Origin of the sequence: Bernardetia sp. MNP-M8, assembly GCF_037126285.1 — a bacterium.
Classification (GTDB): domain Bacteria; phylum Bacteroidota; class Bacteroidia; order Cytophagales; family Bernardetiaceae; genus Bernardetia.
The window spans coordinates 4,166,382-4,190,300 of the sequence record NZ_CP147012.1 but is presented as its reverse complement, the minus strand read 5'-3'; the positions used below and the strand labels follow the sequence as shown (position 1 = coordinate 4,190,300).

The 23,919-nt window shown below is 30.6% G+C and carries 23 protein-coding genes; 10 read left to right on the top strand and 13 right to left on the bottom strand.

Annotated features, from left to right (window positions below; translation table 11 throughout):
* The first annotated feature begins 284 nt into the window (after positions 1–284).
* Positions 285–578 carry a hypothetical protein gene (locus V9L04_RS17085; protein ID WP_338791091.1) on the top strand — a complete coding sequence of 98 codons (294 nt, stop codon included), beginning with the start codon at positions 285–287 and terminating at the stop codon, positions 576–578.
* Between the two features lie 90 nt (positions 579–668).
* On the opposite strand, the gene V9L04_RS17080 is transcribed toward V9L04_RS17085, so the two are convergent.
* The 3 genes from V9L04_RS17080 to rsmH all read right to left on the bottom strand — a co-directional run bounded on the left by V9L04_RS17080 (position 669) and on the right by rsmH (position 3,896).
* Positions 669–1,388: a hypothetical protein gene (locus V9L04_RS17080; RefSeq protein WP_338791090.1), complete on the bottom strand. Its 720-nt coding sequence runs from the start codon at positions 1,386–1,388 to the stop codon at positions 669–671.
* A gap of 9 nt (positions 1,389–1,397) precedes the next feature.
* Positions 1,398–2,897, bottom strand: coding sequence for a histidine ammonia-lyase (gene hutH, locus V9L04_RS17075; protein WP_338791088.1), 1,500 nt, complete (start codon positions 2,895–2,897; stop codon positions 1,398–1,400).
* Positions 2,898–2,963: 66 nt separating this feature from the next.
* Positions 2,964–3,896 carry a 16S rRNA (cytosine(1402)-N(4))-methyltransferase RsmH gene (gene rsmH / locus V9L04_RS17070; RefSeq protein ID WP_338791087.1) on the bottom strand — a complete coding sequence of 311 codons (933 nt, stop codon included), beginning with the start codon at positions 3,894–3,896 and terminating at the stop codon, positions 2,964–2,966.
* A 133-nt stretch (positions 3,897–4,029) separates the two neighbouring features.
* Between rsmH and V9L04_RS17065 the strand changes: the two genes are divergently transcribed.
* The 9 genes from V9L04_RS17065 (at position 4,030) to V9L04_RS17025 (ending at position 13,554) form a co-directional block, all read left to right on the top strand.
* Entirely contained in the window at positions 4,030–5,151 is a 1,122-nt protein-coding gene (locus tag V9L04_RS17065; RefSeq protein WP_338791086.1) for a phosphodiester glycosidase family protein, read from the top strand.
* Between the two features lie 157 nt (positions 5,152–5,308).
* The gene (locus V9L04_RS17060) at positions 5,309–6,220 is read left to right on the top strand and encodes a succinylglutamate desuccinylase/aspartoacylase family protein (RefSeq protein ID WP_338791085.1); all 912 of its coding nucleotides are present in this window, start codon (positions 5,309–5,311) and stop codon (positions 6,218–6,220) included.
* 95 nt (positions 6,221–6,315) lie between these two features.
* Positions 6,316–7,308 carry a CPBP family intramembrane glutamic endopeptidase gene (locus V9L04_RS17055; protein ID WP_338791084.1) on the top strand — a complete coding sequence of 331 codons (993 nt, stop codon included), beginning with the start codon at positions 6,316–6,318 and terminating at the stop codon, positions 7,306–7,308.
* A gap of 235 nt (positions 7,309–7,543) precedes the next feature.
* A complete protein-coding gene (locus V9L04_RS17050) occupies positions 7,544–8,929 on the top strand; it encodes a caspase family protein (protein ID WP_338791082.1) in 1,386 nt (461 codons plus the stop codon).
* Between the two features lie 26 nt (positions 8,930–8,955).
* Positions 8,956–9,483 carry a hypothetical protein gene (locus tag V9L04_RS17045; protein WP_338791080.1) on the top strand — a complete coding sequence of 176 codons (528 nt, stop codon included), beginning with the start codon at positions 8,956–8,958 and terminating at the stop codon, positions 9,481–9,483.
* 123 nt (positions 9,484–9,606) lie between these two features.
* Entirely contained in the window at positions 9,607–10,479 is an 873-nt protein-coding gene (locus tag V9L04_RS17040) for a nucleoside phosphorylase (protein ID WP_338791078.1), read from the top strand.
* Positions 10,480–10,592: 113 nt separating this feature from the next.
* The gene (locus tag V9L04_RS17035) at positions 10,593–11,966 is read left to right on the top strand and encodes a hypothetical protein (RefSeq protein ID WP_338791076.1); all 1,374 of its coding nucleotides are present in this window, start codon (positions 10,593–10,595) and stop codon (positions 11,964–11,966) included.
* A gap of 159 nt (positions 11,967–12,125) precedes the next feature.
* Positions 12,126–13,073, top strand: a complete 948-nt coding sequence (locus tag V9L04_RS17030) for an MBL fold metallo-hydrolase (protein ID WP_338791074.1) — start codon at positions 12,126–12,128, stop codon at positions 13,071–13,073.
* 10 nt (positions 13,074–13,083) lie between these two features.
* Positions 13,084–13,554 carry an N-acetyltransferase gene (locus V9L04_RS17025; protein WP_338791072.1) on the top strand — a complete coding sequence of 157 codons (471 nt, stop codon included), beginning with the start codon at positions 13,084–13,086 and terminating at the stop codon, positions 13,552–13,554.
* Here V9L04_RS17025 and V9L04_RS17020 read toward each other — a convergent pair whose 3' ends face one another.
* The 10 genes from V9L04_RS17020 to V9L04_RS16975 form a co-directional block, all read right to left on the bottom strand.
* The gene (locus V9L04_RS17020) at positions 13,555–14,385 is read right to left on the bottom strand and encodes a tetratricopeptide repeat protein (RefSeq protein WP_338791070.1); all 831 of its coding nucleotides are present in this window, start codon (positions 14,383–14,385) and stop codon (positions 13,555–13,557) included.
* Between the two features lie 170 nt (positions 14,386–14,555).
* On the bottom strand, positions 14,556–15,653 hold the full coding sequence (ychF, locus tag V9L04_RS17015) for a redox-regulated ATPase YchF (RefSeq protein ID WP_338791068.1): 1,098 nt from the start codon (positions 15,651–15,653) through the stop codon (positions 14,556–14,558).
* Positions 15,654–16,153: 500 nt separating this feature from the next.
* Entirely contained in the window at positions 16,154–16,768 is a 615-nt protein-coding gene (locus V9L04_RS17010; RefSeq protein WP_338791066.1) for an aminodeoxychorismate/anthranilate synthase component II, read from the bottom strand.
* A 104-nt stretch (positions 16,769–16,872) separates the two neighbouring features.
* Positions 16,873–17,568: a lipoyl(octanoyl) transferase LipB gene (lipB, locus tag V9L04_RS17005; RefSeq protein WP_338791065.1), complete on the bottom strand. Its 696-nt coding sequence runs from the start codon at positions 17,566–17,568 to the stop codon at positions 16,873–16,875.
* 87 nt (positions 17,569–17,655) lie between these two features.
* Complete coding sequence (locus V9L04_RS17000; RefSeq protein ID WP_338791064.1) at positions 17,656–18,660, bottom strand: bifunctional phosphoglucose/phosphomannose isomerase; 1,005 nt, start codon at positions 18,658–18,660, stop codon at positions 17,656–17,658.
* Between the two features lie 174 nt (positions 18,661–18,834).
* Positions 18,835–19,905 (bottom strand): glycosyltransferase family 9 protein, encoded by a 1,071-nt coding sequence (locus V9L04_RS16995; protein WP_338791063.1) that lies wholly within the window; start codon positions 19,903–19,905, stop codon positions 18,835–18,837.
* A gap of 100 nt (positions 19,906–20,005) precedes the next feature.
* The gene (locus tag V9L04_RS16990) at positions 20,006–21,124 is read right to left on the bottom strand and encodes a DegT/DnrJ/EryC1/StrS family aminotransferase (RefSeq protein WP_338791062.1); all 1,119 of its coding nucleotides are present in this window, start codon (positions 21,122–21,124) and stop codon (positions 20,006–20,008) included.
* 7 nt (positions 21,125–21,131) lie between these two features.
* Entirely contained in the window at positions 21,132–22,190 is a 1,059-nt protein-coding gene (locus V9L04_RS16985; protein ID WP_338791061.1) for a glycosyltransferase family 2 protein, read from the bottom strand.
* Complete coding sequence (locus V9L04_RS16980; protein WP_338791060.1) at positions 22,190–22,963, bottom strand: methyltransferase domain-containing protein; 774 nt, start codon at positions 22,961–22,963, stop codon at positions 22,190–22,192. Before V9L04_RS16980 ends, V9L04_RS16985 begins: the two co-directional genes overlap by 1 nt.
* Before the next feature lie 82 nt (positions 22,964–23,045).
* Positions 23,046–23,915: an NAD-dependent epimerase/dehydratase family protein gene (locus V9L04_RS16975; protein ID WP_338791059.1), complete on the bottom strand. Its 870-nt coding sequence runs from the start codon at positions 23,913–23,915 to the stop codon at positions 23,046–23,048.
* Positions 23,916–23,919: the final 4 nt, after the last annotated feature.

The window sequence follows — 23,919 nt, the reverse complement described above, 5'->3', positions numbered from 1 at the left end:
CTTAAGTATTTTACTTTGTGCTTTCTTTTTAATATCCTCAAAAGTCGTAAAAATTTTCTGACTACTTTATTAAATGTTCTCACTGATTATTTAGATATATATTTGATGCTCAAGCACTTTGAATATAATTTTCATTTATTTTCAAAAAATAATTTACACCTCAAATCCTTTACGTTCTACGCTTCTATCTTTGTAGTATAGAAAGAGGATAAAGAAAGACAGTTTGTCTAACCAACCTCTTTATCTTAACTACAAAATAATATCAATCTTAAATATCTAGAAGTATGAGCAAGCTACAAAGAATCGCAAAAGCTATCGAACGTGAAGCAGACTATCGCAAAGAACGTGTACTTTTATTTTGGAAAAAGAAATATAAAAATATGTGTATTGGAGTAACAGCAAATCCAGTCGCTATGAAAAGAGAACTTGGAAAACCTAAAACATGGATTTGTTGGGAAGCAACCTCAGAAGAAGAGGCACAAAAAATAGCTGATTATTTTGCTAAAAAAGGAATGAGATGGGAATATAAAGAACCTGCTCAAACTGTATGGAAATCATTATATGTTTATGTGGTATAATTAGAAAAAACTTTTATCTTTTTTCAAACTGTTGTCAGAGTTATTTGGACTACCAAACAACTACTGACAAAGTTTCTATTAGATTTTTCTTCAGATCAACTTATCAATGAAAACAGAAATTTTATTACTCAAATTATTTTCTTCAAAATATTCTTGTAGTCCTTTTAGTTCTGAAATAGTTTTTTTATTTCTCATTATTTTCATTCTTTTAGTTCGTCCATTTTCAAAAAAAATCACTAAAAAAAGGATGTCTTTATTTTTATCAGAAGCAAAAAAATCTAACTTTTCTACTTCTGACAAATAGACTATTTTGCTATTAAAAGGTAGAGATACTATGAATTTTATTTTATCAAAAATGATTTTGTTTTTTTGAACGAGTAAATATGCAAACAGAGACATCAAAATAAGAGCTATAAAAAAAAGACTCAAAAATTGACTTAAAAAATTAGTTTGAATCATAGACATGAGAAATATAGGAATTGAAAAGAATAGATTAGGAAGAACTAAAAAAGCTCTTAAAAATTCATTATCATCTTTAAGAATGAGTTTATATTTCTTTTCTACTTCTATCTTCACTTCTTTTACCACATGCTGTTTCATTGGAATTTCCTTTAATGTAAAAGGTTGATTACAATGACTATGAGCCATATAATTCCACGAATCCAACAAAAAAGCAGACTTACAAGCTCCACAAAGTACGATTTCATTTCCTTCGATAAGTTTATCTCCAGTAATGGGGTCTTTACGCTCTTCTTCTAAAAAACTTTTGTGTCTTTTGTTTTTGCTTGTAAGTCTGTGAGAATGAATCATTTTTTGATTTTAAATTTCAGTTTCTTCTATAAAAACTACGCTTTTTATCATATCATCGTGCAGAATTCTATCTTTTTGTAGAGGTTCTACATAATTTCTATACCTTGATAAAAATTCTTCTAGTTTATCTGATGTCTTCAGAGGTCTTCTAAATTCTATCGCTTGGGCTGCTGCCATGAGTTCGATTCCCAAAATTCGTTTTACATTTTGAAGAATTTTATAGAGTTTCGTTGCTGCATTTGCTCCCATGCTAACATGGTCTTCTTGTCCTTTTGAGGAAATAATACTATCAACGCTTGCAGGCGTACAAAGTTGCTTGTTCTGACTGACTATCGAAGCTGCTGTATATTGTGCTATCATCATTCCCGAATGCAAACCCGAATCACGCACCAAAAAAGGAGGCAAATTTCGCTCTCCTGCCATCAATAAATAGGTTCTTCGTTCCGAAATACTTCCCAGTTCTGCTAGTGCAATTGCTGCAAAATCTAAAGAAATAGCTAGTGGCTGTCCATGAAAATTCCCCCCTGAAAGAATTTTGTCTTCTTCAGGAAAAACATTTGGATTGTCTGTAACCGAATTAATCTCACACTCAAAAACAGAATTGATATAATTGAAAGCATCTTTACTTGCGCCTTGCACTTGTGGCATACAACGGAAAGAATAAGGATCTTGAACATGTGCTTTGGGTTGCAACATTATTTCACTTCCTTCCAAGAGTTCTCTAATTGTTTTTGCTGTGGCAATTTGTCCTTTGTGGGGACGGATTTTGTGTGTTAGTTCATCAAAAGGCTCAGAACGACATAAAAATGCATCTGCTGAAAGTGCGCCAATTGTATCACCAATACTATTAAGTTTTTGACCCTCTACCATACATGCAACCCCATACGCACTCATAAACTGTGTTCCGTTGAGCATTGCCAAACCTTCTTTTGCCTTTAATTTTATTGGATTCCAGTTTTTTTGTTTTAAAATTTCTTCTGCTTGATATTTTTGATAAACTCCATTTTCATCTTTTATCTGAACTACTCCCATTCCAATTACAGGCAAGGCAAGATGAGCCAAAGGAGCTAAATCGCCAGATGCACCCAAAGAACCCAATTCATAAACAACAGGCAAAATATCTTCATTATAAAAATCAACAAGTCGTTGCACCGTTTGAAGCTGAACGCCTGAATGTCCGTAAGAAAGTGATTGAATTTTGAGAAGTAACATTAAACGAACGATAAAAGTAGGCACTTCATCGCCCATTCCACAAGCGTGCGACATCACTAGATTTTCTTGTAATTCACTAATCTGCTCTCTAGGAATTTTGTAGTTACACAAATACCCAAAACCAGTATTGACACCATAAACGGCTTCTTCGCTCTGTGTGATAAGATTTTCTAGATAAGCTTGTGCTTTTTGTATCTGTGCCTTGCTTTCTTCTGAAAGCTCTATTTTTGTATGAGATTTAGCAATTTGATAAATTTCTTGAATAGAAATAGTTTGATTTGATATTTTATGAAGCATAAAGTAAAATTATTTTTGTTTGTGTTTTCCTACAAAGATTAGGTTCTAATTTAATTATTTTTTGAATTACAGCTTTTTAGCAATTCTGAGTTTTGCACTTCTAGCTCTAGGATTTTGCTCAATTTCTTCTTTTGATGCAGTAATTGGTTTTCTATTTATGGCTTCAAAAGGTTTTAGAATGTTTCCATAAAAATCCTTTTCAACTTCGCCATGCAATTTTCCCATTTGGATAATTTTTTTCAAAGGTCGGTCTTCTAAAGAATGATACGACATAGCAACCAAACGTCCATCTTTTTTCAAAACTTCAGCACATTGAAGGAGCATATCTTCTAAAGATTCCATTTCTTGATTGACTTCAATACGCAATGCCTGAAATGCTTGTGCATAGTATTTAAACTCTTGTCTTTTAGGGGCAATACGTTCTAAAATGGATTTAAATTCAGTCGTCGTTTCAATAGGTTTATTAATTCTTGAGGCTACGATTGTTTTAGCTAAAGTTTTAGCATTTTTTATTTCTCCATAGATTCCAAAAAGTTTGTGTAATTCAGATTCTCCGTATTCATTCAAAATATCTCTTGCTGTTTGGCTCGTCGAAGTATCCATTCGCATATCCAAATCAGCATCAAAACGAGTAGAAAACCCTCTTGTTGGCTCGTCTATTTGGTGCGAAGAAATCCCTAAATCTGCCAAAATCCCGTCTACACTTTCTACTTTATACATTCTCAAATATTTAGCTAAGTATCTAAAATTAGCCTTCAAAAAAACAAAACGAGAAGGATTTTCAAGTGTATTTGCTGTTTTGGCTAATTCTTGTGCTTGTGCTTGTGCATCCGAATCTTGGTCAAAGGCATAGAGTCGTCCTGTAGTTAGTTTTTCTAAAATTGCTCGGCTGTGTCCTCCTCCTCCAAAAGTAAGGTCGACATAAATTCCATTTTCTTTTATATCCAATGCTTCTATACATTCAGAAAGCATGACAGGATTGTGATAAGTAGATTCCATTTATTTGCTATATTTTTTACAAAAATTTCATACAATATAAAAATGCCCATTCCGTTTTGAGAACAAAAACTCATTTGGTCGCAAACTAAAATTTACGATACATTATTTCTCACTCTAAAGAGTAAGCTACATTATGCAACATTTTATTTTGATTTTAGCTACAAAGATAAGGTTATTTGTTTTAGTATTTATTTCTATAATGATTTGTTTTTCTTGTACAGTGAGTTCTTCCCAAACTGAAAAGCAAAAAGAAAATTCGAATAATCAATCAGATTCTATACTAATTCCTACAAGTAAAATTATTGACTTGGATTCTACTAAAACGGACTCAAACAAAGAAGATAAAAATGCCCCTTACTATGACGGAGAAAAAGCAGGTTGGATTTATGGCGATTCTAATTACCAAGAACCTAAAGAAGTAATTCCGACTTTTACGCCTAGAAAAGTAGAAACAAAGATAGTTTGGAAAGTTTTTGAAGAAGGCTTGGAATATGCTGAATTTGATGCTCCCATAAAGTCAAATATTGCAGATAGTAAGATTTCTGTTTTGAGAATCGATATGAAATTTTTTAAGTTAGATTTGATTTCTTCATTAGAAAAAATTTCTGAAAAGTCATTTGAGAAAAAAGGAACTAAAACAGCTCCCAAATGGGCAAAAGCTGAGAAATTGATTGCTGCCTTTAATGCTTCTATGTTCCAAATGGACGGAATGAGCGCAGGTTATATGAAAGATTTTGAGTTTGTAAATAATCCTAATTTTACAGAAAAGTATAACTCTATTGCAGCTTTTAACTTAAAAGAAGACGCAAAAAACAGCAAAAAAGGTGAAAATTTACCTGAATTTCAAATCATTGATATGGATAATTCGTGTGGAAACTGGCAAAAAACTATCAAAAACTATAATACGCTGATTCAGAATTTGCGTTTGGTAGATTGCCGACAAAAAAACCGTTGGGGAAATCAAAAGCGTTATTGGAGTATGGTTGTTTTGGCAGAAGATATGAATTCAAATGTTCTTTTTATTCATACTCGTTCGCCCTATAATGTTCAGACTTACAATGATATGCTTTTAAAATCAGAACTCAATATCAAAAAAATCATGTATTTGGAAGGAGGACCAGAAACTTCATTTTTTATAAAGTATGGCGATAGTGTAATTTCAAAACAAGGAAGCTATGAAACTAATTTTAATTTGAATGATAATAATCATCATTTTTGGGAAATTCCTAACGTATTGGGAGTTAGAAAAAAATAAGCAAATAACTTGATATTTACTGATTTAATAAAAATTAGTTTTTTGTATCTTTACGCATTATTCTGCGTACTATACTATTTACCCTAAACTTCTTCAAAAACATATTGGGAAGTTTAGGGTTTTATTGAAATTTTCCCTGACCTTTTTAACAAGATAGATGACTCAACAATCACAGGAAACCACCCACACATCAACACTTTTTAAGCGTATCATTGGAAATATCTCTGGAGGAGATAATCAAACACTTTTGGTTTGTATTGGTGGTTTACACGGAAACGAACAAGCAGGTTATAATGCCTTAGAATATCTTGCTTCCCATTTAGATAAGCGACTTTTTAATGGACATTTTGTAGCTATTGGTGGAAACTTGCAAGCACTAAAAGAAAAAAAACGCTATTTACAAACTGATTTGAACAGAATTTGGCTCAATGATTTGATCGATAATATTCCACCTGATTCAGAAATTTCAGAATATGAAGAATTGCGCCAACTTATTGAAGTTTTGCGTGTCATTCCTCACGATACTTATAAAAGACGTATTTTGATAGATTTGCATACTACTTCTGCACCAAATGGAGCGTTTGTAGTCAGAACCACAACAACAGATGACAAACTTGCTCAACTTTTAGAAATTCCTGTTATTCTTGGATTAGATAAAAAATTACAAGGAACTGCCATGACTTATATGGAACAATGGAATTATGAAACTTTTGCTTTTGAAGGAGGAACAATAGGAAAAGAGAATTCTGCAAATAACCTTACCTTAGGAGTTTGGCGTATCATGCAAGCTCTTCAAATGACTACTCAGCCTATTCCAAATTTAGAACATACTTTAGGAGAAACTATCAGAACAGGCGTTCCGAATTATCTAAACTGTGAATATATCCATAAAATACCAGAAAATTCGACATTTAAGATGTTAGAAGGTTTTGGTAATTTTGATAGTATCGAAGAAGGGCAATTATTAGCACATCAAGATGGAAAAGAAATTCGCTCACCTTATAAAGGCTATATTTTGATGCCTTTATATCAAGATGAAGGTAATGATGGTTTTTTTGTTGTGAAATAAAAATTCAATTTTCTTCTTAATTATAGTAATTTTGAAGATAAAAATACTACTGATTTACTAGAAAAATTACAACTTTTTTCTTTAAAAATACCTCTATGAAATATATATTTTCGCTTCTCTTGCTTTTGGTCATTACTGTTTTAGCTTTATTTGCTTCCCAACTTATTGGAATGTTTTTGATTGCAATAGTTTATGACATTCCTATTATAGAATTTACAAATCAGATGCAAAATATGAGTGCACACCCAGAACTTCGCACACCTATTTTGATTTTGCAAGGCTTTACACAGATTTTCAGTTTTTTGGGAGCTGCTTTATTTTTTACTAAATACGTCTATAAGTTTAATCAAGCTAATCCAAACAATGGAACAGTTCATGTCATAAATCCTGATTTGGCTCAACAATTTTTAGAAGAGCCTTTTCTAAGAAGATACAAAACTCCTGCTTTTATTTTCTTAGTGGTAGTTGTGCTTGCTATTGTTGCTTTTCCTGCTGTTTGGGTAACAGGGGCATTAAATGGAGCAGTAGAATTTCCTGAAGCCTTAAAAGGCTTAGAAACATGGATGAGAGAAAAAGAAGATGCTGCACAAACACTAACTCTTTTTATGACTGATTTTGCTTCGCCTATGCAAGCAATTTTAGGTTTTATAGTAGTTGCTATTTTGGCAGGACTCACCGAAGAAGTATTTTTTAGAGGAGTAGTACAACCTCTCTTTCAGAATCTTACCAAAAACAAACACGCAGCCATTTGGATAACAGCCATTATTTTTAGTGCTATTCACTTTCAATTTTATGGTTTTATTCCTCGTATGCTCTTAGGTGCTTTATTTGGCTACTTATATATCTACACTAATAATATTACTGTTCCAATTTGGGCGCATATTCTCAATAATGGACTTACTTTGATTCTGTTTTTATTTGTTGATAAAGAAATGCTCAATGCTCCAGCAATGGAAACAAACGATTTTGCTACAATGATTCCACTAGGTATTTTGAGTATTTTGCTTTGTGTTGGTATTTTAAAGTTTATCCAAAAACAGATGAATAAAAAAGTGGAGGAAGTAGTAGAAGGCAAAAAATCATGGTAAAGCAAAAGTAAGCCTTTCTTAATTTTAGATAATCAACAATACACTGACATTTCTACAAGAAGTAATTTTATTATCTTTTGTAGAAATGTCTTTTTTATTTAATTTGATAGCATAGCTACAGATATAAAACTAACTTTCAATTATAAATGAAAGTTAAAAGTTTTGGCTTTCTTTTTGAACTTGTACATCTGTGTACTTTTGAAAACCAACTTCTTTACTTATCTATATTTTACCTATGGAAAATCATAAAAAATCTATCAAAACCTCCTATATTTGGAGAATACTTTTATTTTCGTTTTTTCTAACTCTCTCTGTTCCCGTTTTTTCTCAATCCTTATATGAAATTCAGTTCTCAGCATCAGGAGTAAAATACAAAGGCTTCTTAGTTTATTTTAATGAGGAAGATGCTTATATGCGTGTAGCTTATACCTTTAATGACGTTTATAATGTTGTCAATATAGATTATACTTCTAACTCTGGTCAAGAAGATGGCTATAACTATTTTGTTATGCAGGGTAAAAATCCAAAGTTTATCACCAAAAATTCTGGATCAAGAGTAAATCAACAATCTTATAACCCTGATCATTTTGTATGGGTTTGGGATAAAAACACGAAAGGAGAAAAACCATTTGTAACCGACGACCCAAATTTTAGCGAAGAATCTCTCAAACGAGTTGATTCATATAAAGAATTAAAAGTTTCTGAACTTACAGATGAGTATTTACATCAATTTTATTGGGATAATGAAAAAGAATATTTAGCTTTTCAAAACATGCGTGATAATGAGCTTGATAGCCATGTAGCGCAAGAGCATTATGATAACAATACGACTCAACAGCAAAATCAAGAAGCAAATTATGGAGCAGCAAAAATGCACTTGGTAATGCTTGTCAATAGTAGTATTGGAGATATTGGAGCAAGCTGCGAAACGGATAGCCGAAATATAACCAAAGAATTTGAAGATATTGCAAGTGCTTTGAAAGTTGATTTTAGAAAATATGAAGTCAAAGGAAGCAGTTTTACCAAAACAAATGCGATGCAGGTTTTGAATGGACTCAACCCAGGCAGTAATGATATTGTTGTTTTTTATTATAGTGGACACGGTTTTCGTTGGTCTGACCAAACTGATGCCTATCCTCAAATGGATATTCGTGCTTCACCTTATACCAAACTCACAGCAGAAACAACCCTTTCTGTTTCCTCTGTTTATAATCTCTTAGATAAAAAGGGCGCACGCTTAAATATTGTCATTACAGATTGTTGTAACTCTGATATTGGAATCAATAAAATGACTGAAACGAGCTTTTTGGCTGGTCGTTCGTATCAAACACCTCATATAGAAAAACTACAAAAATTATTTTTGGCTACAAAAGGAAATCTAATTGTTACTTCTTCTAGTGCTGGACAAGTTTCTTGGTCAAATAGTGTGAATGGAGGATTTTTTACACTTAGTTTTTTACAGGCTTTTCACGAAGAAATTAGCTATCTTAAAACACAAGAACCTTCTTGGGAAAATATTTTGAAAAAATCTCACGCTAATACAGTCAATAAAACAGATACAGGTTGTAGAAACTGTACTACTCAAAATCCAGTTTATTACACCAAAATCAGTAAAAGATAATCATCCCCAAATTAAATTTAGCACTTATGAATTTTCCTCAAAAAATGTTTTTTTATATAGCCATTTTTACTTTCGGATTATCTTTATTTATTTTGAGTAGTTGCAAAGAAAAAGAATTACATGCTATGCAAAAAGTAATCAATGAATCAGAAGAAGTAGAACTTTTTTTAATACAAGACACGCCCACTAATCCCATAGAACAAGATACAAGTAAAATCTATTTGTGTGATTATGAAGCATACGCCAAAGTTTATACTTCCAAAGAACAATCAGATAGTCTTAAAAACACCCTTCTAGATACGACAAATTATATTTCTGATATAGAAAAAAAGTGTATGATGATGCCAAAGTATGCCATGCGTTTAAAGGCAAAAAAAGATACTTTAGACATTGTCTTTTCAGATAATCCTTGTGCAAAAGCAGTTGCAAAGCATTCCCTTCTCAAAAATCCAAAAAAAGAGGAAGATAAAAAAGAAGATATGTTTTATATAGATTTAAAGTCTGAAAACACGATTATTAAGCTAATTCAATCTATTGTTCCGAAAAAAGAATAAATTAAATTCCATTTTTATCTACAAAAAGCCTTTTCTGAAAATGAAAAGGCTTTTTTATGCTATTTTTTCATTTCGTTTATCATAAATTAGTAATTTTACTTTTTAATAACTAAACTAAAAGCTATGATTCCATCTTCCGAACTCGTCATCAATCCTGATAATTCTATTTATCACCTCAACCTTCAACCTGAACAATTAGCAGACACAATTATTACAGTAGGTGACCCTGAACGTGTGCCTTTTGTAAGTCAGTTTTTTGATTCTATAGAAGTCAAAATTCATAAGAGAGAATTTGTTACACATACAGGAACGTATAAAGGAAAACGAATTTCTGTAATTTCGACAGGAATGGGAACAGATAATGTAGAAGTTTTGATGACAGAATTAGATGCACTTGTCAATGTAGATTTCAAAACAAGAGAAATAAAAAAGAAACTGACTTCGCTTACCATTATTAGAGTTGGAACTTCGGGTTCTTTGCAAGAAAGCATTCCTGTAGGAACACTTTTAGCTTCTCAAAATGCTATAGGAATGGACACTTTAATGCAGTTTTATAGATTAGAACAAAGTCAAAAAGAACAAGAAATTTCTCAACAGATTAAAGAAAATGCAAAAGTTGATTTTAATCCGTATATAGTTTCAGCAGATGAAAGTTTGGTAAATCATTTTACAAAAAGCACTACAACTGTGAAGATGATAAAAGGAAATACACTTACTTGCCCTGGATTTTATGCACCACAAGGACGAGAAGTGAGATTAAAACCCAAAACAGATAATTATTTAGATAAAATCAGAAATAAAATTGAAGATTTTCCACTTACCAATATGGAAATGGAAACAGCAGGGTATTATGCTATGGGCAGACTTTTAGGACACAAAATGCTTTCTCTTAATGCCATTCTTGCCAATCGAATCACGCATGAGTTTTCAGAAAATCCACAAGAAGAAGTTAATAATTTGATTGATTATACGTTGGAAAGAATTATCAGTTTATAAATAAGAAATTGTCTTTGATGGTCGTCGGTGAGACACCGACAACGGCTATAACCTGCCGTTGTTGGTGTCCCACCGACGACATAGTGGAGTTTTAGCACATAAAAAATAGATTTATGAAAACCATATTATATATTTTATTGTTTTTAATGTGTATAAATTGTCAGTCTTGTAAAGAAAATTCTACAGGATATGTTGTTCATTTACGTAGATTGAATAGTTATGATGGGGAATTTGGATTTGATTGGATGCGAAAAGATTATAAAAAAACTTGTTTGAGCTATGAAGAATTGAAAAAAGTTTATCAACCAACAACTTTAACAAACCAAGAATATTTAATTCCTTGGATAAGTATGTTTCCTAATCAGATGGGCGTAAAATTGAGGATTGAAGTGGAAACAAACGAAGATATTAATACTGATAGTATTGAGTTTAAATCTGTTGATGGTATTAAATTTATCCCTAATAAATTTCCTTTATCTGAAGCACAAAATAAAGAAGTAAGTATAGAATGTAATAAACCATTAACTGTAAATACCACTGTAGAAATAATAAATCAAGATAAAATTGTAGTAGGCAAAGTGTGTTTCTATGCTAATCATAATTTGAATACATTAAAAATCAAGTTTTTAAGGCTAAAAGGAAATGAGAGAGATAATACTTATAATGAAAAAGTATTCAATCAAATGACTCTAGAATGGATGAATAAATTAAAGGAAAAATTCAAGAGTAAGTATTTTAATCAGGCATTAATTAATATCGTATTTGATGAAACTGAAGATTTTATAGTAGATGTAGAGAAATATAGAGAAAAAAAATTACTTTTTGTATTTACAGATAAGGAAGGAAAACAAAGTATTCCAAGATATAACAAAGGATTTGATGACGAAATTTACAAAGAGTATGTTGAGAAAAACAAACCTTACGATGGAATACTATTTTTGATGAGTTCCATGCAACAACAAGGTATGGAACTTGGACACGCAAAAGTTTACCCAAGAAATAGTAATTATATTATGATGAATCCTAGTGCTGTAGGAGGTGGATATATTTCCTTTGTACACGAATTAGGACATGCACTAGGACTACATCATCCATGGAACAATACAAATATGTATAAAGAGCGACTAAAAAGAATAGAAGCTAGAGAAATGCAATTAAGGACTTACCTAGATAAGAATAAGCTCTATAAAGACAATATCAAAGTTGGGAATTTTGGTAAAACATTAGGAGAATTACGGAATGAACTTAACAAAGAATTACTACAACTCAGACAAGAAAAAGCAGATAAAATAAGATTAAATTCTGAAATATATTTTAAACGTTCAACTACTGAAAACATTATGGATTATAATGGCTATAATGACGAAATAACACAAGAAATTATATACAATACTTTTTCAGAAGGAACAACTTTTTGGAAATGGCAATGGGATTTGATGAACGAAGAAGTAAAAGCCTATCATAGTGAATTAAATATCTATAATTGACTATAGTAATCTTTTAAAAATCAGTAGTTTGTTTGTAATCCAAAATAACTCTAATAATAGCTACTAAACTCTCACTTAAACAAAACTAAGGAACTTTTGATACAGATATTTTTGTTTGAAGCTCAAATCAATAATTAAACACATTAAAAGCAAACAATAATGATAGAAGGCACACTCAAAAATTTACCCAATGAAGATATTTGTCTTATGCTTACTGTTCCTAATCATAGTTGGGTTTATCTCTGTGATTGTGGGCAGGCTAGTCAGCTTAGTGTTGCAGATTGTTTAAAGGTAAACGCTATTTTCATTAGTCATACGCATATTGACCATTTTTGTAATTTTGATACCATTTTTAGACATCAGTTAGGTATTCAACGTACTGTTACTATTTGTGGACCAGAAGGAATAGCCAAAAATGTACAAGCAAAACTTTTGGGCTACACATGGAATTTAATCGAACCTAATGCTGTAAAATATGAAATTAGAGAAATAGGTTTAGATAATGCCATTACTATTTTCGAAATTACTCCTCCGTCTTGGGATATTAAGTTGATTGAAACTATCAAAGATGAAATCATTTACAAAAATGATGTATTTGAAGTTAAATTTACCTCACTAAATCACAGTATACCTTCAATAGCCTATTTATTTGAAACTCATCCTAAAACAAAAATTCAAGACTTTCCATTTAAGGCTGGTAAGTGGGTAAAAGAGTTGAAAGAAGCCTTTGAACAGAATTTGCCTGAAAAAAATATTCAAATAGAGAATTCTAATTATCTAGCCAAAGAGTTGTTTTCTTATATTTTTGTAGAAGCAGGTTACAAATTGGGATATGTGATGGATCATTTAGCTTCAGAAGAGAATTTTGAAAAAATTGTACACCTTTTTCAAAAAGCTGATGAATTATTTATTGAAAGTTATTATTTGGAAGAAGACAAAGCACTTGCTTTGAAAAATCATCATAGCACTGCTAAAAATTCAGGATTGGTAGCACGCAGAGCGCAAGTAAAAAAGGTAAATCCTGTACATCATTCTCGTAAATACAACCATAATATACAACTTTTGATAGATGAATGTTTAGATGCTTTTAATCAGACGAAAACGTAAAACAACTACAATGCAAAACAAAAATGTAGAAAATATTATCAGAAATTATAAAGAATCTGATAAAGAAAAACTTATAGAATTAATCAAATTAAATATTCCCACTTACTTTGAAGAATCAGAACAAGAAGATTTTATAGAGTATTTAGAAAAATATAAAGAAGATTATTTTGTAATAGAAAACAAAACCACAAATCAAATTATTGGTTGTGGTGGAATTAATTATTTTCCTGATGAAACGATTCCATTAGCTCGTATTTCGTGGGATATTATTCATCCAAATTTTCAAGGACAAGGAATTGGAAAAAAACTTCTTTTACATAGAATAAATCATATTCAGAGTAAAAAAATCAAACTTATTGTTGTCAGAACAAGTCAATTAGCGTATAAATTTTATCAAAAAGTGGGTTTTGAAGTAGAGAAAACTGAAAAAGATTTTTGGGCAAAAGGATTTGATTTGTATCAAATGAGGATGAATCTGTGATTATCTACAAACCTTATTTATCAATGTTTCAGCTTCTGGGCAACCTCCACTAATAGCCGATTTAAGATGCAGACAAATATCTCTGTTTGCCCTATTTTGATTTATTTCTAAGGCAATTTGAGCCAAACGGTAATGTCCTTTTCCAAACTGCTCATCCAAACGAACACATTTTTCTAAATCTATAATTGCTTCTTTAAGTTCGTGAAGTAAATAATGTGCTTCTGCCCTATTGAAGTAAGCCATCTTTTCAGAAGCATTGAGCATCACAGCCTTGTCTAAATCTTTTATAGATTCATTTCCTTTGTGTAAAGTTAAAAAGAGTTCTCCTCTTTCTAAATACATATCTGCTACATGCTCGTTGAGAGCAATTGCTTTATTATAATCTTCGACAGCAGCTTCGTATTCTTTAAGGACTTTTTTTGCTTTTGCACGATTATAAAAATATCGATAGTCTTTTTTATGAAGTTTAATAGCTTTATCTAAATCTTCTTTTGCTTTTTCAAATCTATCAAGTTCTAAATAAGCAGCACCACGCAAATTGTAGGCTTCATGACTACTAGAGTTTTTTTTGATAGCTGTATTTAAGATAGGAATTGCTTCTTCAAACTTTCCTTCTAACATCAACTGACGTGCATTTTCTGTATATTTTTTTACAGAAGGTTTGCAAGAAGATGCCATAAACAAAAAGCCACTCAAAATAAGAAGAAAGTAAATTCCTCTAGTAAAAGAACCGACTAGTTTTTTATTGTTTATTGATATGTTGTTTTGTTTGGCTGAAATTTCACTTTCATCAGCAGAGTCTGTAATATCCGATGTTTTTTTTGACTTCATTAGGGTAAACAAATAATTAAAATAACTTTAAGATAGGATTATATTTATTTTTACTCTAAACAATGCAAAAAAGTTGCCTTTTTGAGTTTTTAAAATTAGAATAAAAAAAAACTACTCTCTTTTTAATAAGAAAGTAGTTTTTTGAAGATAGAGTTTTCTATCAATTCTTATTATACATTAAACCTAAAATGCATTACATCACCATCTTCTACTACATATTCTTTTCCTTCTACGGCTAACTTTCCTGCTTCTTTCAATGCCACTTCAGTTCTGTATTTTGTATAATCCTCTAATTTGATTACTTCTGCACGGATAAAGCCACGCTCAAAATCAGTATGAATAACACTTGCAGCCTTTGGAGCTTTCCAACCTCTTTCGATTGTCCACGCTCTAACTTCTTTTACACCTGCTGTGAAATAAGTAATTAGGTTTAAAATAGAGTATGCACTACGAATAAGTTTGTTAAGACCAGATTCTTTAAGCGCATATTCTTCCAAAAACATATCTTTTTCTTCTTGGTCTTCCAATTCTGCAATCTGAGATTCGATAGAAGCACAAACCATAACTACTTCTGCATTTTCATCTTTTACAGATTCTTTGAGCTGGTCTACAAGTGCATTTCCTGTATGAATAGATTTTTCATCTACATTGGCTACATAAATTACAGGTTTGCGAGTAAGCAAAAATGCTTCTTCTACAATTTCGTTTTCGTCTTTTTCTAAAACTAAAGAACGAAGATTTTTTCCTTGTTCTAAATGTAATCTTACTTTTTCGAAAGCCTCAAATTCTTTTTTTGCTGTTTTGTCACCAGTACGAGCAGCTTTTCCAATGCGAACAAGACGTTTTTCGACAGTTTCTAAATCTTTTAATTGCAATTCAATATCAATCGTTTCTTTATCTGAAACAGGATTTATTTTTCCATCAACGTGAATAATATTATCATCTTCAAAACAACGAATTACATGAGCAATCGCATCTACTTCTCTGATATTTGCCAAAAACTGATTTCCTAGCCCTTCGCCCTTACTTGCGCCACGTACAAGACCTGCAATATCCACAAATTCGATAATTGCTGGAACAGTTCGCTGTGGTGTAATCAAGTCTTCCAAAACTGCAATACGCTCATCTGGAACAGTAACGATACCTACATTTGGCTCAATCGTACAAAATGGATAATTGGCTGATTCTGCCTTTGCTGAAGATAAAGCATTAAAAAGAGTAGATTTCCCAACATTTGGCAAACCAACGATTCCACAACGTAATCCCATAATCTATTTTTCTTGTTTATATAAATAAATACCTATTTTTTTAGAATTTGAAAGCGCAAAGGTACGAAAGTTTGGATTGTTACGAAAGTTTTTGAAATCAGTTTTGAGTGGAGAAAAAAATATTTAAAAACCTTTTTGTTTTTCTACTGTATCCTACTATTTTTATGGAACACATATCTTACAGATTAATACAGATTTTTTTTGATAAAAAACTATATTTTATATGAACAAGGCAATTTTAACTTACAAGTAGTTGTATTTTCATTCTCTTAATTTTCTGTTAATTTTGTGGTTAAAAAAGTAGGCTTCATACGCAATATATTCTCTTATCAAATTGTTAAATTCCATTATTATTAAAGGTTATCACGGTTATTTTTTGATGTTCAGACTTCTAGTCTAAGTTACCTTAATACAAACCGTGATAAAGTTTATTAAAAAATAATCTATTATTTCATAAATTCGTTTGGCTTCTTTTGGCTTTACTTTATCAATTAAATATTTCATTTTATACTCACTTCTTCTTTGATTATTTTTTTGGTTTTGGTTAGAGAAAGCCAATTTTCTAACATTTGTAAACCGTATTCTGTCAGAGCAGCTTCTGGATGAAATTGAATTGCTTTTATGGGAAGTGTTATATGAGAAAATGCCATTAACTCGTTCTTTTCTGTGTAAGCTGTGGGATATAGTAATGTATTATTTTTTTCTAAATCTATTAGTAAAGAATGATAACGAACAACCTCTATTTTTGAAGGCATATTTTGGAAAAGTAAATCCGTTTTTTGATTTACTTTGCATTTAATAGTTGAGACTTTGCCATGCATTGGTTTTTCTGCATAGATTAGCTTTGCACCAAAATAAATTCCTAATGCTTGATGTCCTAAGCAAACTCCCAAAATAGGTAATTTTTGATGGTAATAATCAATTACGTCCATCATATTTCCTGCTTCTTTAGGTTTCCCAAACCCAGGGGAAAGTATAATTCCTGTAAAATTATGTTCTTGAAGTTCTTTTAAAGGTGTATCATTTCTAAAAACTTTACACTCAACTCCCAAACGCTGTACATAATCCCATAAATTATAAGTAAAAGAATCAAAATTATCTAGTAGTAGAATCATTTATCAGTTATCAGTACGAAACTTCGTTTCTTTGATAGTTAGTATAAATAACATTGTTTTTTAATGAGTAAAATTCGTAATTCGTAATTCGTAATTCGTAATTCTTACACAATTTTTACATTAAATCTTTTTTCAAACTGTTGTTTTACTCTCTGCTCTACTTCCTGCATGTTTATTTTTTTTCCTACTTCTTTTTCTAAAGAAGTAACCTCTTTATCTTTTATCCCACAGGGAATTATCAAATCAAAATAAGATAAATCTGTATTTACATTGAGTGCAAAACCGTGCATAGTTATCCACCTGCTTGCACGAATGCCAATAGCACATATTTTTCTTGGATTTTCTGAATTAGGATCTATCCAGACACCTGTAAGTCCTTCTACTCTACCTGCATCTAAATTATAGGTTTGCATTGTCTGAATAATGACTTCCTCTAATTCTCTAAAATACCAATGCAAATCTTGTTTGAAGTTCATTAAGTCTAAAATAGGATATCCAATAAGCTGTTCAAGCCCATGAAAAGTCACATCTCCACCTCTATTTATCTCAAAGTATTCAATTCCTTTTTGATTTAGTTCTTTTTCAGAAAGCAATAAATTATCTAAAGAACCAGCCTTTCCCATTGTAAAAACAGGGTTATGCTGACAAAAAAGAAGATAATTAGGTGTAGGAGTTTGTTCTTCTTTTAGTTGACGATTCTGTTTTTTTACGTCAAAAATTCTATCAAAAACTTCTTGTTGATAATCCCATGCTTTTTGATAAGAAAGAGTTCCTAAATGTTCGAATAAAACTGTTTGCATGTTTTTATTTTTTCACTTCTTAAAAGGTAATAGTTTTTCGCACACTAAAGTGTACGGTACATATTTCTCAGGCTAAATCATAAGCTACTATTCTTGTAAAGAAGATTTTAAATAATTAATTACTTCTACTGGAAAAGGATCAACTCCATTTTCTTCTGCTAAATAATATGAAACCCAATCAGTAAGATAAATTAAATAAAATACTTGCTCTAAAAATGAATTTCCTTTTGCTGAAATATGGGTAATAGAATTTGTGTGTTTATTAAAAATAGTTTCACAAATTTCCATTCTTTTGCTCACTCTTTCGTGATCATAATCTGAATGAAAAAGTAGAATATGTGTTTTTGATAAAATTTCTTTTGGTAAATGCCAGCCTACTAGTTCATTATGATTCATTTCTGGAAAAACAGCCACATGACAAAGTTGCTTTGCATTTTCATTAATTTGTTGTTGAAAACGAATGAGCATCGGTTCTAAAATTGCATCTGCATATAAAATTGGAAACTTGCCTTTCAGAGAAATAGCTATTTCTTTTGCATCTGTTTTTATAGTATCATTTTTTTGATTTAGGCTATTTACAGTCTCTTTAATTTCTGTTCCAAAATCTATATCAATAAGTCTGTAATGATGTAAAAGCAACAACAAAGAAGTAGCAGAATAAGGCAAATGAGCTCTTGGACAAGCTGCTAGAGATTTTAAAGGAACTAAATCAAATCCTTTTTCATTAGCTATTTGCTCTATTTTTCCTCCTGAAGTAAGACAAGCTATATATGCTCCTTTTCGCTGTGCTTCTTCCAAAGAAGCTAAAGTTTCTTCTGTATTTCCAGAAAATGATGAAGCAATAAAAAGTGTGTTTTCGTTGATATAACTTGGCAAATTATACGTTTTACAAACTTGGTAAGGTATTTTTAATAAACTACGAGTGATAGTTTGTACCAAATTACCTCCAATTCCAGAACCTCCCAAACCTACTACTACTATATTAGATATTTTTCTATCTGATTTTTCGAAAGAAGAAAGGGAAAGTTTTTGAAAAGCTGAATATGCATCTTCCAACTGTTTAGGAAAACTAGAAATTAATTCATTCATCATAATTATATTTTTATTTATTTTATTAGTTGTATTATCTATTTTTAGGTATTTTTCACTTTCTGCTATTTTAATTCAATATGTTCCATCAGTCATAATTCGGAACAAAAACAAAAATGTAAAAATAAGGAATTTTGAATTATAAACTTGATATTTTTGGCAAAAAGTCAATAACTTTTATTGAATCCAAAAATCAAATACTATATCATTCATACACTTAAAATGACCTTTAGGACAGGCTTTAAAACCAATTTTTGAACAGGGGCGACAATTAATTTTATTATTCTCAAAAACAACAAATTGTGTTTTGTAGGGATACATCCCCAAAGCAGGTGTAGTATTTCCCCAAATAGAATATATTTTTTTCTTAAAAGCTGCTGCAATATGCATAAGACCAGTATCATGCGAAAAAACTACTCTTGATTGTTTAAGTAAAGAAGCAGATTGTCCTAGTGTAAGTTTACCACATCCATCAAAAATACGTGTTTTTTTTCCTAATTTTTCAATTGCTTCTTGCGAGTCGAAGGTATCTCTATCTTTCTCAAAAAAATCAAAAATTGCTTGTCCGTTTTCAGCATCTTCCTTTCCTCCCAACAGAACAATAGGCTTATTTATTTTATCACAAAGCTCAATCATTCTCTTTAAAGGAAGTTTTTTGGTGTTATGCGCTCCTCCAATTGCAAAAGCAATATATCCTTCTTGATGTGATTTGGGTAACCAATTTAATTCAAAATGGTCTTCTTGTCCTAAAAAATAATCTAATCCTTTTACTTCTTTATTTATTTTGTTATCGCTTTGTTTTTCATCTTCTTCTAAAGAAATTCCTAAATCCTTAAGTGTATCCATATATCTTTCGACAATATGACGATTAGGCATTTTGTTTTTTTTCAGATTGACATACAACCACTTTTCAAAATTTAGTTTTTCGAAAGTATAAGATTTTGCATCTAATCTAAACTTTATAATACTGGTTCTGAGGTTTTTATGTAAATCAATAATTACATCAAAATTTTCTTTTTTGAGAAGAGAAATAAAATCAGAAAGTGACTGCTGTTTTTGAAGTAAATGAATTTTGTCTAAATAAGGATTGTATTTCAAAACAGTTTCAAAACTCGCTTTGGTAGCATAATGCAACTCTAAATCTTCATTATGCACAGAAGAAAATTGCATTTTGAGAGAACGAATGACTGGTGTAGTCAAGACAATATCTCCAATAGAAGAAAAACGAAGAATGAGTATTTTTTTCAATGGTTATTTTCGTTTGTTTTTCTGCAAATTTAAGTATATTTCTGACACTTTGGAAATGAAATTTGACTTACCTGAAGGCAATATATATCAAAATCAAATTTTAAAACTTATTCATCACTTCAATAACTCTCAGAACATCATTTTCAGTATGAAAATACGAAATTGGAAGGCTCAGAATAGTTTGATGAATCTGTTTAGCAATTGGAAAATAAGTTTTATCTAAAACCCCTTCTAGTGCTTTTTGTTCGGCTGGTGGAACTGGATAATGAATTTCTGTACCAATTTCATTTTTGAGTAAAAAGGTTTTTAATTTATCTCTTTTGGGATGACGAATAGCAAAGATATGATAGACATCGTAATAGTTTGGTTCTACAACTGGAAGAATAAAATCAGATTTCAGATTTTCTAAATAGATTTTGGCTAGTTTTCGTTTGTGATTATTTATTTCATCTAGCTTTTGAAGTTTGATTCGTAAAAAAGCTGCTTGAAGTTCATCTAAACGAGAATTAAAACCAATTTTTTCATTATAGTATTTTCGGTTTGAACCGTAATTTCGAAGCAAACGAAATAATTCGTTTAACTCTAAATCATTTGTAGTAATTGCACCTCCATCACCTAATGCCCCTAGATTTTTGGTTGGATAAAAACTAAAACCATTTGCAATTCCAAAACTTCCTGCCTTTTTATTCTCAGAATTAATTTTAAGACTTGCACCATGGGCTTGAGCAGCATCTTCTACAATAAGCAAATTATATTTTTTAGCAATCTGTTGTATTTTGTCCATTTGACAGAGTTTTCCATACAAGTGAACTACTATTATCACTTTGGTTTTCGGAGTTATTGCTTTTTCAATTTCTGATGGATTTATATTATATGTGTTTATATCAGGCTCTACCAAAACAGGTTTGAAACCGTTTTGAAGAATAGCTAAAATAGTAGCGATATAGGTATTTGAGGGAACAATTATTTCTACTTCATCCTTTTCTTTAGAAAAAGCATATTTTTCAGCTAGTGCTTTTAAGATAATTGTAAGTGCATCTAATCCATTTCCCACACCAATACAAAAATCAGTCTCGCAGTAAGTAGCAAATTCTTTTTCAAATTCTGCGACTTCATTTCCCAAAATAAAATATCCTTTTTCTAAAATTTGATTGAATTTCTTTTGATATTCTTTAAAAAAAGATTGGTTGGAGTGGTTTAGGTTTTCGTAGGGAAGCATTCCAATATTATATTTGTGGATAATCTTCTGGATTATAGTCTATTTTTCCTATAAAAACACGAAACTTCTGTTGTAGTTCTTTAGGCAAAACTTTTTTAAAAGTAAATTTACGCAGACTATCTCTGATGAAAGCAGGCATTTTACCAAAGTGTAACCAATATTTTAATAGGTAATAAATTTGTATTCTTTTATATGTAAAACTAGAAGTCAGATTATACTTTTTTATTATTCTGAGAGCTTTTTTGGCTTCTGAACGATTTTCTACCACCTCCCAAAGATATTCTGCTTGTCCAAAAAAACGTTTTAGAAATATACTTTGATATTTTTCACACTCTTTAGTTTTGCATAAAACATTCCAAAAACCTTCTAATATTTTTGTATGAATTTTTAGGTGTTCCATACTTTTTAATTTTATACTAATTCGGTCTTTCTCTGTATGAGTAAAGACAATTAGATCTGGAGGCAATTGATAAAATATTTCAAATTTGGGTTTATCCAATAAAATTCTGACATGCAATTCATAATCTTGCCAAGAAGGTAAACTCTCATCAAAAGGATATAATTTTATAAAATTACGATTATATAAGGGAGAACCTGTAACCCAAAGCGCATCATGCTTTAAAAAACGAGGAAATGTTTCTTCTTCTGTAATAATATTCCATAGTTTTATAGAAGTAGTATCAGACTCGTCCTTAATCAAGTTTTGAAATACCCAAAAATCCATAGTTGGATTCTCAAGAGCTACTTGAGTACGTTGTTTCAAACAATGAGGCAACAAACAATCATCAGAATCTAAAAATATAATATATTCCCCTTCAGCATTTTCTGTTGCTATATTCCTACAAGTGGAAGCTCCTTTAGGTAGACGATTTCTTTGATAAACTTTTATTCTATCATCATTTTTTTGATATTCTTTTACTACTTGTAAAGAGTTGTCTGTTGAGCCGTCATCAACAATAATCCATTCCCAATTTGCATATTGTTGTTCTAAGACAGATTTAGCTGTTGCCTTGATAAGTTCTTGGCGATTAAATAACGGAGTTATAATAGATACTAAAGGATTCATTAGTTAGGTTTTACACAGAAATATATTTTTTCAGTTGCAAGTCTATATTTTTCTCGTATTTCAGGTGATACTTCTGTTTCAGTATCATAAATAATTACTTCAAAGCCAGCTTCTTCTAATTTTTTTGGATAATCTCTGCCATACCAACGTACATGATCTTCTTGACCAAAGTGTTTTTTTCGTTCCTCTTCTGATGTAATGCTCCAATCTTCGTACGTTGTTTCTCTATTATAATCAATAGGAACTAAAAGAACTGCCCATGCACTAGGTTTTAATACTCTAAGAAATTGCTTCATAGCTTTTGCATCGTCGGGTACGTGTTCTAGTACATGGCTACATATAACAGCATCGATAGAATTATCTTCAAAATCTTTTAAATCAGTTATATCTAATGAGCGAGTTCCTTCAGGATAGATATTTTCAAATCCTTTTTCAAACTTATCTCCATAGATATAATTTATATTCTGCTGTTGTTTAAATTTATCAAAAAATATTTTCTCTGGAGCAACATGTAATAAAGTAATATTTTCAGTAAAAATATTCGTTTTGTCATTTAGAAAAAGCCATAATGCTCTGTTTCTTTCTAATGAACCACATTGTGTACACATTACATTTTTTCGTGCAGGACTTCCAAAATCATTAAAAACAATTTCTTCACTTTTACATATTGGACAATCATACTTTGGTGCAGTTTCTTGACTAGAAGTTCTCCATTGATATACTTTTTTTCTTAGAGCTTCTGGAATAAGTTTTCTATAAAGAGTCTGTAACATTTTTTTGTAGCTAATATGTTTGATTATTAAGTTTCAAATATAGTATAGTATTTTGGAAAAGGAACTATAATTATCTACACAATTAAAAAATATCTGTTCTTAGATTATATTGTATATGATTTTTAATTTTTGTGTTGTCTAGTCGTATCTCAGAAATATCTTGATTTTTTACTTCTTTCTGTATTATATTTATTTTCTGTCCATATTTTTTTTCTACAATACTTATAATTTCTTTTGTGCTATAGCTTTTATTAGCACTTACATTGAATACTGAATTACTAGCTTGAGTAGTAGCAATTTGCATTATAGCTTCAGAAAAACACTCTACATGAATATAATCTTTTTTAGCACTTCCATCTCCCCACAAATAAAATGCTTCTTTTTCTTCGATTGATTTTACCAATGCACTAATTAAGCCTTGTTTTTTACCTGTTTTCCAATTAAAATCATAAATATTAGATGGACGAACAATATCATACTCTATGTTATACTGAATAGAATATAAATGTAGAGCTTCTTCCATATATTTTTTACATAATCCATAAAAAGAAATAGGTTGTAGAGGATGATTTTCTGTAACAGGTAATTGCTGAGGTTTACCATAAATTGCTCCTCCAGAAGAAATATAAATAATTCTACAATTTTTCTTATCTTTTGCCAAATCAAGTAATAAAAGAAAAGGACTTAGATTTTCTTCTACCTCTCTATAAAGAGTATCTTGGTCGTGTAATGGATAACCTACATGAGCAGTATGAACGATAATAATATTTTCTAAATCTAAATCTTTTATGCTAGAAAGGTCTTGTAACTTAGCTCTAACAAATCCTATTTCAGGTTTGTCTTCAATATGAGGTGACAAAACAGTAACATCAAATAGATTTTTATCTAATTTTTTGTATATATTTTGTCCTACAAATCCGTAGCCTATGATAAGAATTTTTTTCTTGCTCATGAAT